Annotated in this window: 2 tRNA genes and 2 rRNA genes; all 4 read right to left on the reverse strand. The window is 54.8% G+C overall.

Annotated elements, in window-relative coordinates:
* Window positions 1–112 (reverse strand): 23S ribosomal RNA (locus V6D20_08160); the annotation flags it as partial.
* A 257-nt stretch (window positions 113–369) separates the two neighbouring features.
* Window positions 370–445, reverse strand: a tRNA-Ala gene (locus V6D20_08165).
* Window positions 446–468: 23 nt separating this feature from the next.
* Window positions 469–545 (reverse strand) — tRNA-Ile (locus V6D20_08170).
* Between the two features lie 194 nt (window positions 546–739).
* Window positions 740–1001, reverse strand: a 16S ribosomal RNA gene (locus tag V6D20_08175); the annotation flags it as partial.

Raw genomic sequence — 1001 nt, forward strand, 5'->3', positions numbered from 1 at the left:
CGCCGGATCAAAGTTTGCTCACAACTCCCCGACGCTTATCGCAGCGTGCCACGTCCTTCTTCGCCTGTACATGCCAAGGCATCCACCAAATGCTCTTACCTCACGCTTGAGAATCCACACCATCAACGACAGGCCTGCATAGAACCTGCGCTGTAATAGGTGCGGACGATAATCTCAGCCAGATATTTCATCTGTATGTGTCGCATAGCATCCGGCCATAAAGACCGAACACCGTGCTCCACGGCATCGATTAAAAAACCCATTCACAATGTCAAAGATGCAGGCAAACCCTGCGCACCATCGGCGAACCGATGGAATTTCGTGTCTTCATCCCTGGAGGGTATTGGCGGCGCATCCGCCATATCAGGCTGGTGGAGCCTATCGGGATCGAACCGATGACCCCCTGCTTGCAAAGCAGGTGCTCTCCCAGCTGAGCTAAGGCCCCTTAACAGCCTGATATATGAAAAATGGTGGGCCTGAGAGGATTTGAACCTCTGACCTCACCCTTATCAGGGGTGCGCTCTAACCAACTGAGCTACAGGCCCACTTTCCATGCCCTGCTAGCTGCCAATTTCCGAAGAAATGGCAAGCCGCGGGCGGCGTGAGCCAGCTCAGGCGTACAGCATCTACGCGATGCTGATCTCCAGTGATGAAGGGACATGAGGACGACGGCATGTTCTTTGAAAAGCTGCGAAGCTCTTCCCGGTACAAGACCAGGCGCTTTCGTAGCAATCCTTAGAAAGGAGGTGATCCAGCCGCAGGTTCCCCTACGGCTACCTTGTTACGACTTCACCCCAGTCGCTAAGCCCACCGTGGTCGCCTGCCTCTCTTGCGAGTTAGCGCAACGCCTTCGGGTGAACCCAACTCCCATGGTGTGACGGGCGGTGTGTACAAGGCCTGGGAACGTATTCACCGCGGCATGCTGATCCGCGATTACTAGCGATTCCGCCTTCATGCTCTCGAGTTGCAGAGAACAATCCGAACTGAGACGGTTTTTAGAG

Source organism: Candidatus Obscuribacterales bacterium, from assembly GCA_036703605.1.
Taxonomy (GTDB): Bacteria; Cyanobacteriota; Cyanobacteriia; order RECH01; family RECH01; genus RECH01.